Origin of the sequence: Syntrophorhabdus sp. (assembly GCA_012719415.1) — a bacterium.
In the GTDB taxonomy this organism is placed as follows: domain Bacteria; phylum Desulfobacterota; class Syntrophorhabdia; order Syntrophorhabdales; family Syntrophorhabdaceae; genus Delta-02.
Map to the genome: position 1 here is coordinate 1 of JAAYAK010000226.1, position 8,947 is coordinate 8,947.

Here is an 8,947-nt window from a genome sequence, read left to right on the forward strand (position 1 = left end):
GTATTGAACCCCTGACCTCTACCGCGTCAAGGTAGCGCTCTCCCACTGAGCTAAGCGCCTACAGCAACCCTTTTATATCAACTATGCGGAAAAAAAGTCAAGACAAACTTTGGGGGGAGGGCCGGGGCCTTAAGCGCGGCAACCCCGGCCCTTCGTATGAAGCTTATTTCTTGAAAACCACGTTGCCCTTTCCATCGACGTCCACCTTCACGGTGTCGCCTTCCCTGACCTCGCCCTTGAGGATCATGAGCGCCAGCGCGTCCTGTATCTTCTTCTGGATCAGGCGCTTGAGAGGACGCGCGCCGAAGGCCGGGTCGTAGCCTTCTCTGGATATCATTTCCTCGAGCTTGCTGGTGAAGACAAGCTCCATGTTGCGTTCGAGGGCCCTTTTCGCCATCAGGTCGAGCTGCAGCTTGACGATCTCTTTGATGTTGTCCGGAGACAGGCCGCGGAAGATGATTATGTCGTCGATGCGGTTCACGAACTCCGGTTTGAAGTGGGCCTTCACCGCTTCGCTGACGCGGTCCCTCATCTCGTCGTAATCCCTGTCGGTGAGGTCCGTTATCCACTGGCTGCCGATGTTGGACGTCATGATGATGACGGAGTTCTTGAAATCCACCGTGCGGCCCTGGCCGTCGGTGAGACGGCCGTCGTCGAGGACCTGGAGAAGGACGTTAAAGACCTCGGGGTGGGCCTTCTCGACCTCGTCGAGGAGGATGATGGAATAGGGACGCCTGCGGACCGCCTCGGTGAGGTAGCCGCCCTCCTCGTATCCCACGTATCCCGGAGGAGCTCCGATGAGACGGGACACGGAGTGCTTCTCCATGAATTCGCTCATGTCGATGCGTACTATGGCCTGCTCGTCATCGAAGAGGAATTCCGCGAGGGCCCGCGCCAGCTCCGTCTTGCCGACACCCGTGGGGCCGAGGAAGAGGAATGACCCCAGGGGCCGGTTGGGGTCCTGAAGCCCCGCCCGGGCGCGCCGGATGGTGTTCGCGACGGCGCCGATGGCCTCATCCTGTCCGATGACGCGCTTGTGGATGTTGTCTTCCATATGCACGAGCTTGTCCATCTCCCCTTCGAGCATCTTGGAGACCGGGATGCCCGTCCACTTGGAGACGACGCGGGCTATGTCCTCTTCATCGACCTCCTCCTTGAGCATCTTCTTTCCTTTCTGGAGGGCGGCGAGCTCGTCGTTCCTCTGCTTCAGTTCCTGCTCCAGGGAGGATATGGTGCCGTATCGGATCTCCGCGACCCGTCCAAAATCTCCCCTGCGCTCCAGGTCGTCGGCCTGCGTCCTCGCCTGGTCGATCTTCTCCTTTGTTTCGGAGATGCCCGTGATAAGGGCCTTCTCCTTCTCCCAGTGCCCGCGTTTTTCCTGCACGTCCTTTTTCAGCTCGGCGAGTTCATCCTCGAGCTTCTTCCTGCGCTCCCTCGACGCCTCGTCCTTTTCCTTCTTCAGCGCCTCGATCTCGATCTGGGACTGGATGATCTTCCGTTCGATCTCATCGATCTCGGTGGGAACGCTGTCTATCTCCATGCGCAGCCGCGATGACGCTTCGTCCACGAGGTCGATGGCCTTGTCGGGGAGGAACCTGTCGGTGATATAGCGATGAGAAAGAGTCGCCGCCGCGATGAGGGCGGGGTCCTTTATGACGACGCCATGATGGAGCTCATATTTCTCCTTGAGGCCCCTCAGTATGGCGATCGTTTCCTCGACGGAGGGCTCACCCACGTAGACCGGCTGGAAACGACGCTCCAGGGCGGCGTCCTTTTCGATGTACTTCCGGTACTCGTCGAGGGTCGTGGCGCCTATGCAGCGCAACTCGCCCCGGGCGAGGGCCGGTTTGAGCATATTCGACGCGTCGACCGCGCCCTGCGCGCCCCCGGCGCCGACGATGGTGTGGAGCTCATCGATAAACAGGACGATAGTCCCCGCCGCCTCGTCGATCTCTTTGAGGACGGCCTTGAGCCTGTCCTCGAACTCACCACGGTACTTCGCTCCCGCGAGCAGGGAACCCAGGTCGAGGGAGAGGACGCGCTTGTTCTTCAAGGTCTCCGGGATATCTCCGGATATGATCCTCTGGGCGAGACCTTCCACGATGGCCGTCTTGCCCACGCCGGGCTCGCCGATGATGACAGGGTTGTTCTTTGTCCTGCGCGACAGGACCTGCATGACCCTGCGGACCTCCTCGTCGCGGCCGATGACGGGGTCAAGCTTGCCCTTGCGGGCCTCTTCCGTCAGGTCCCGGCAGTAGCGCTGGAGCGCCTGGTATTTTTCCTCCGGGGCCTGGTCGGTCACCCGCTGGGTGCCCCTCAAGTCTTTGAGGACCGCGTAGATGCTGTCCTTTGTTATGCCGTATATCCTGAGAGTGGCCGCCGCCGGTCCATCCTTCCCGTCGGCTATGCCGATGAGGAGGTGTTCGGTGCTCACGAACTCGTCCTTGAGCCTTTCCGCTTCCGTGAACGCCGTGTCGAGGGTCTGCTTGAAGCGCGACGATATATAGGTCTGGCTCACGCCTTCCACGCGCGGTATCTTGGCAAGTTCGCGGTCGAGGTCGCGGGCTATCATGTCCGCCTTGACGCCGAGCTTTTCCAGTATGGGCCGTATGATCCCATCTTTCTGCGATATGAGGGCAAAGAGCAGGTGCTCGTTCTCGATGCTCTGCTGGCCCAGAGACTCGGCCTTCTTCTGCGCCTCCTGGATGGCCTCCTGGGCCTTTATGGTCAGTTTCTCCCAGTTCATATGTTCACCTCGTGACAGTATATGTCAGACCCTTCGTGGCCCATCTCGCCCCCGGGGACAACCTTCTGCGGCCTGCTTCATAGGGTGACATCCGAAATCTTGTCTGAAATATAAGCACGATATCCCCGGAATCAATGGGCGGCCGGCTGCCTTCCCGTGCGTTCATCACACCGGCCCGCGCCGATACCGTCCCCGGAGCCTTTTTGACATCACCCCATCGTTGTGCTAAAGAATTAGCCATGCACGTCAACTGGGAAGGGAAAGAGTACGTCTTTGAGAAGCCGATGCTCGTGTCCCGGCTCCTGCAGGAACTCAATGTCAGCCAGGAGGGCCATCTCGTTGTCGCGAACAACCGGCTCGTCACCGAAGACCACAGGCTCGGTGCCGACGATAACGTAAAGGTCATACGGGTCGTATCGGGCGGATGAAATGCAGGGTATGCGGACAGACGGCAAGCATCAGCCTGCGGTCTCACAAGACCGCCTTCTGTGACACACATTTCATTGTTTTTTTTGAGAAAAGGGTGGCCACGACCATCCGGCGTTACCGGCTCATCGGTGAGACTGACCGTCCCGTCGTGGCCGTGTCGGGTGGGAAGGATTCCCTGTCCCTGTGGCTCCTGCTGACGAAGATGGGCATCGCCGCCGACGGCGTCTACGTCGACCTCGGTATAGGCGACTACTCCCGCGTCTCGCTGGAAAAGATAAAGGCCGTGGCCGACAGGATCGGCAGGAAGGTCCACATCTTTCATGTCCCCGACGTTTTCGGCAGGAACATCAGCGAGGTGGCGAAGGGGCTGCGCCGGGCACCCTGTTCGGCATGCGGCATGATCAAGCGCTACGTCATGAACAAGGTCTGCATGGACAAGGACTACAACCTTCTGCTTACCGGACACAACCTTGATGACGAGGCTGCCGCCCTCTTCGGCAACATCCTTTACTGGAAGAAGGAATACCTCTGGAAGAAGGACATCGCCCTCGATGCCCGGGAAGGGCACCTGTCGAGGAAGGCCAAGCCCTTCTTCCTGTGCTCGGAGCGCGAGGTGGCGGCATACGCCATCATGTCCGGCATCGATTACATATACGAGGAATGCCCCTTCTCGAAGGGCGCCAAGACCATCACGTACAAGGGGATCCTTGGCGGCCTCGAGGAGGCCTCCCCGGGAACGAAGCTCATGTTCGTGAAGGGTTACCTGAAGGAGCTTCGCGGGGTGAAGGAAACGATGCATGAAGACGGCAGGGCCGGCGCGGAGTCGGAAGAGGGGTTCTGCCCCGTCTGCGGATACCCCTCCGGTGGCGGGGAGTGCGGTTTCTGCCGGGCCCTTCAGAAGTTCGAGCTTCCCTACTCGGTCCGGTTCGAGGAGTATGGTTGATATCAATTGACAGTGACCGGTGCTGGTGACATAATTCGGGTATAAAAATGATAGACAGGTTATCGCAGCTTATCTTCAATATCTACGAGGCGTTCACCGTTGCCCTGTACCTGAGGGAAAGGGAGTCGCTGAGCTGCGTCTCTTCCGTGACCTTCGCGAAAAGCTTTGACGAGAAGAAGAGCATCCCCGTGGAGGGGACCCTTCCCGGCTGGGTGATAAAGCACAACGCCCCGCTCATCATACCGAATTTCGACAAGGACGAAGAGGCCCTGGGCTACTACGGGGCCAGGGAGGGGATCAAGTCCTTCATGGGTTATCCCATGGACACGAAGGGCGTTATCATCGTCGACAGCAAGAAGAAGTATGTGTTCACCGACAAGGAAAAGAAGATACTCGGCTCCTTCGTGGCCCTCATTCAGGAAGAGATCGAGCAGGAGAGGCGTGCCCTGAGCGCCGAAGAGACCATGGAAGAGCTCTATGCCGAAAGACGGATCCTCAGCCTCCTCTCCGCTCTCAACACGGCGAAGATCTCCACGACCGACGTGCTCGAGGAGATACTGGGCCTCTCGGGAGGCACCTTCTGCTTCATCGGCATGGAGAAAAAAGGACGTCTCGTCATCCACGATGTCGCCGGGATCGAGAACGGCGACGCCATCAAGAAGGAATGTCACGGCGGGGAGAGCATCGCCTCCGTGGTGCTCGAGGGAGGCAGGGAGCTTCTCCTGCCCCACGGCAGCGCGTACCTCAGGGAGAAGCCGCTCTTCTTTCCCAATGAACCCGTGAGGGCGCGGCAGTTCTTCGGCTTTCCCCTCATAACGGAGGACACGACCTTCGGCGTCATCGGTTTTGTGTCCCTCAACGAGGCGGAGCTCAAGGAAAGCGCCATAGGGGCGCTGAGAAACCTTTCGAGCCTTCTTTCGCTGTATTTCACCGCCCGGTGGATGCGCGAGCATCTGGACAGAATACGCGATTTCGATCCCGTGACGGGCGCCGTGCAATTTCCCGTCTTCCTCGACGTCGTCGAGACGATGGCCAGAAAGAAACAGCGGTTTTCCGTCCTGAGCGTGAAGCTGGGGAACATGGTCCTTTACAACAGGAAGATGGGCGCCGAAGGGACGAACGACCTGCTGAGGAAGGTCTGTCAGGTCATCCGGTACTGCGCCGGGGGGAACGCCTTCGTGGCCCGCAAGAGCGGAGGCCGTTTCTTTGTCCTTCTCAAGGGCGGCGAGACCTTTGAAACACGGAACATGATGAAGCTCCTCTACCACGCGGTGGGCAGGAGCCTTGCCGAGCAGGGACTCTCGGCGGGGGCGGGCGTGGTGGAGCTCGGAACGGTCAGTTTCCCCGATGATTCGCCTGACCTCTGGGAGCTTTTCGACAGGATAGAAGAGAAGAAGATACGAAAATTCATCGAATAAGGAGGAAGGGGGATGGGTTTTTTCAAGAATTTGTTCGGGATGTTCTCCACGCACCTTGCAATGGACCTTGGCACCGCCAACACCCTGATATACATGAAAGGGGAAGGCATCGTCCTCAACCAGCCTTCCGTCGTCGCCATCGATAACAACTCCGGAAAGGTCATCGCCGTCGGTAAGGAGGCGAAGGAATATATCGGCAGGACTCCTCCCAACATCAGCGCCATACGGCCCCTCAAGGACGGGGTCATCGCGGACTTCGACGTGGCCAAGGCGATGATCAAGTACTTCCTCAAGGTCGTGAGCAACGAGAGGAAGATATCAAAGCCCAGGATGGTGGTTGGCGTCCCCTCGGGCATCACCCAGGTGGAGAAGAAGGCGGTCATCGACGCCTGCTTCCAGGTGGGTATCCGTGACGTCCATCTCATAGAGGAGCCCATGGCGGCGTCCATCGGCGCGGGCATGCCCATAGAACTGCCGCGGGGCAACATGATAATAGACATCGGCGGCGGTACGACGGAGGTGGCCATCATCAGCCTCTCCGCGGTGGCCTACAGCGAGTCCCTGCGGGTCGCCGGCGACGAGCTCGACGAGGCGATCGTCCGCTACCTCCAGAAGAAGCACCAGCTTGCCATAGGGGTCATCGCGGCGGAGAAGATCAAGATAGAAGGCGCTTCCGCGTTCCCCATAGATTCCTTGAGCGACTCCATAAACGTTGTGGGGAAGGACCTGCTCACGAGCATACCGCGGAGCCTGAAATTATCGAAGGAGGAGGTCCGTGAGGCCATAGAGGAACCCATCTCCGCGATCATCGACTCCGTGAGAAGGGCCCTCGAAAAACTCCCCGCCGAGTTCGTCTCCGACCTCAATGAGACGGGCATGGTGCTTACCGGCGGAGGAGCTCTTCTCAAGGGACTCGACCAGCGGATAGAGAACGAGACAGGGATAAACGTGATCGTTGCCGAAGACCCCCTCGTATCCGTTACCATGGGCTGCGGCAAGTCCCTCGAAGAGATGCCGAAGTACAAGAAGGTCTTCATCAACTGACCAAAAGATGGCTTGAATGGCTTGAGTCGCTTGAATGGCTTGAGAGTTAAAGGCAAAAGAGACTCTCGGCAGAATATCTCGCGCCGAACAGGATGTGGTCTTACCGTCCCAATCTTTTCGGCTCTCAGGCGACTCAAGCCATTCAAGCCGTCTTTCGGACCCTCAAGCTACTCAAGCGATTCAAGCGACTCAAGCCGTCTTTTAATACTCGTTTAGTGCCCACTCCTCGTACCTGGCCCCGTCGAGCTCGGCGAGGAAGCGGGAGGGGCGCATGATGATGTGGCCGGCCTGGCGGTCGAAGGCGAGGATGGGGTAGGTGAGGTACAGCTCGTCCATGGCGCGCGTCGATGCCACGTAGAAGAGGCGCCTCTCCTCTTCGACGGCCCCTTCCTCTATCGCCCTGGGGTTCGGGAACCTTCCTTCGGCGCACCAGATGATGAAGACGATCTGCCACTCGAGGCCCTTGGCCTGGTGGATGGTGCTCAGTATGACCCGTTCATCGTCCGTGTCGCCGGCGGCGACGATCTCTTCGCCGGAGATGCCGCTCATGAGGGAGAGCTCGCTGAGGAATGTCTCCAGGGAGTGGTACCTCGTCGAGAAGTTGATGAGCTGTCCCAGGTCTTCGAGGCGCGCCTCGTAGTTGGGATAGGTGAGCTTGAGGTACTCGATGTAGCCGTGCTTCAGGATAGCGGAGATCATGTCCCCCGGGGCCTCGTCGCTGAAGAGGTCCCTGAGCTCGCCGAAGAGCTCCGACCACACCTCGACGTTCTCCTTCCTGATGCCCTTGAAGGTGTCCGCGATCCTGCCCGAGATGAGGGGATCGAAGGGGTCGCTCTGTTCCTTGAGGTAGGCATAGATGTGGTCGGCGGTCTTCTTGCCGATGCGGGGAAAGATCCTGAGCATCCGTTTCCATGATACCTCGTCGTCGGGGTTCGACATGACGCGCAGGAAAGAGACGACGTCCTTGATGTGGGCCTGTTCAAAGAACCTCAGCCCGCTTCGGATCTCGAAGGGGATGCCCCGGCGGGTCAGCTCCATCTGCACTTCCATCGAATGGTAGTGGGCGCGGTAGAGTACCGATATCCTGTCGAGAGGGACGCCCTCGTCGGAGAGTTCCAGTATCCGCTGGGCCACGAACTCGGCCTGCTGTATCACGTCCCGCGACGGCGCGACGACGGGGATGACGCCGCTCTTTTTCACGCTCCGCAGGTTCTTTTCGAACTGGTTGAAATTGAAGGAGATGGAGTTGTTCGCGAGGTCCAGGATTTCCGGGGTGCTGCGGTAGTTCGTCTCCAGCTTGTACACCTTCGCCTCGCCGTAGCGCTTCGGGAAATCGAGGATGTTCTGGAAATTCGCCCCCCGGAAGGAGTAGATGCTCTGGGCGTCGTCGCCGACGACCATGACGTTTCGGTTCAGGAGCCCCATGAAGTCGATGATCTCCGACTGTATGCGGTTGGTGTCCTGGTACTCGTCGACGAGGATATGACGGAAGGTCATCGCGTAGAGCTTGCGCAGTTCCTCGTCCTCGGCGAGGAGCCGGTGCCAGTATGTGAGCAGATCGTCGAAGTCCATGGCGTTCGTTTCCCGCTTCTTTTCCATGTAGATCCTGTGCACCGCCGTCATTTCGTCGGCGATGTCGTAGAAGAAGGGGCTGCGTTCCCGGATGGCCTCGTCGACGGCCTGCATGGTATTGGCGGCGTAGCTGAAGAGTTCCTTCACGACGCCGCCCTTGGGGAACATCCTCGCCTTCGTGTCGATGCCCGATGCCTTGATGGCGAGTTCCACGACATCCTTCGCGTCCTCGTTGTCGAGGATGGTGAAGCTCCTGCGGTAACCGACGCGCTCGGCGTGCTGGCGCAGGATGAGGTTGCCGATGTGGTGGAAGGTGCCGCCCCAGATGTGACGGGTGTCCATTTTTACGAGATGCTCGACGCGATGGAGCATCTCCCGGGCCGCCTTGTTCGTGAACGTGAGAAGCAGTATCCCGCCCGGTGGAACGCCCCGCTCGAGGAGGCGGGCCACCCGGTAGGTGACGACCCTCGTTTTGCCGCTCCCGGCCCCGGCGATGACGAGGATGGGTCCATCGTCGGAGAGGACCACGCCCAGCTGTTCTTCGTTGAGTTCCCTGGAGTAGTCGATGACGGCCTTCACGGGGGAGACATCGCGGTGGATGGTATACTTTTTCACAGGCCTACATTATGCCCCCGCCCCGTCCGGCATGTCAAGCCGGCACGCGGGGGCGAATTGCCTCATAAAAAATGTTACCCAAGGGGTGGTGAGAGAAAGATCGTTGACTCATAAAGGATGTTACCGAAATAATAGCCCCGAAAGGAGGGGTTGTGTATGGGTCCGCGATCGAAGAGGGAA

6 protein-coding genes are annotated in these 8,947 nt (G+C 59.2%); 4 read left to right on the forward strand and 2 right to left on the reverse strand.

Annotated features, from left to right (window positions below):
• Positions 1–163 precede the first annotated feature (163 nt).
• Positions 164–2,746, reverse strand: coding sequence for an ATP-dependent chaperone ClpB (gene clpB, locus GXX82_13390; GenBank protein NLT24032.1), 2,583 nt, complete (start codon positions 2,744–2,746; stop codon positions 164–166).
• Positions 2,747–2,985: 239 nt separating this feature from the next.
• On the opposite strand from clpB, the gene GXX82_13395 reads away from it, so the two are divergent.
• The 4 genes from GXX82_13395 to GXX82_13410 all read left to right on the forward strand — a co-directional run bounded on the left by GXX82_13395 (position 2,986) and on the right by GXX82_13410 (position 6,580).
• Complete coding sequence (locus tag GXX82_13395; protein NLT24033.1) at positions 2,986–3,174, forward strand: MoaD/ThiS family protein; 189 nt, start codon at positions 2,986–2,988, stop codon at positions 3,172–3,174.
• A gap of 95 nt (positions 3,175–3,269) precedes the next feature.
• Positions 3,270–4,118, forward strand: a complete 849-nt coding sequence (locus GXX82_13400; protein ID NLT24034.1) for an adenine nucleotide alpha hydrolase family protein — start codon at positions 3,270–3,272, stop codon at positions 4,116–4,118.
• A gap of 47 nt (positions 4,119–4,165) precedes the next feature.
• Positions 4,166–5,536: a GAF domain-containing protein gene (locus GXX82_13405; GenBank protein ID NLT24035.1), complete on the forward strand. Its 1,371-nt coding sequence runs from the start codon at positions 4,166–4,168 to the stop codon at positions 5,534–5,536.
• Positions 5,537–5,548: 12 nt separating this feature from the next.
• On the forward strand, positions 5,549–6,580 hold the full coding sequence (locus GXX82_13410; protein NLT24036.1) for a rod shape-determining protein: 1,032 nt from the start codon (positions 5,549–5,551) through the stop codon (positions 6,578–6,580).
• Between the two features lie 201 nt (positions 6,581–6,781).
• Here GXX82_13410 and GXX82_13415 read toward each other — a convergent pair whose 3' ends face one another.
• Positions 6,782–8,767, reverse strand: a complete 1,986-nt coding sequence (locus GXX82_13415) for an ATP-dependent helicase (protein NLT24037.1) — start codon at positions 8,765–8,767, stop codon at positions 6,782–6,784.
• Positions 8,768–8,947 lie beyond the last annotated feature (180 nt).

Coding starts and splice junctions, on each gene's coding strand:
- clpB (NLT24032.1), bottom strand. CDS start 2,746: ATGAACTGGGAGAAACTGACCATAAAGGCCCAGGAGGCCATCCAGGAG.
- GXX82_13395 (NLT24033.1), top strand. CDS start 2,986: ATGCACGTCAACTGGGAAGGGAAAGAGTACGTCTTTGAGAAGCCGATG.
- GXX82_13405 (NLT24035.1), top strand. CDS start 4,166: ATGATAGACAGGTTATCGCAGCTTATCTTCAATATCTACGAGGCGTTC.
- GXX82_13410 (NLT24036.1), top strand. CDS start 5,549: ATGGGTTTTTTCAAGAATTTGTTCGGGATGTTCTCCACGCACCTTGCA.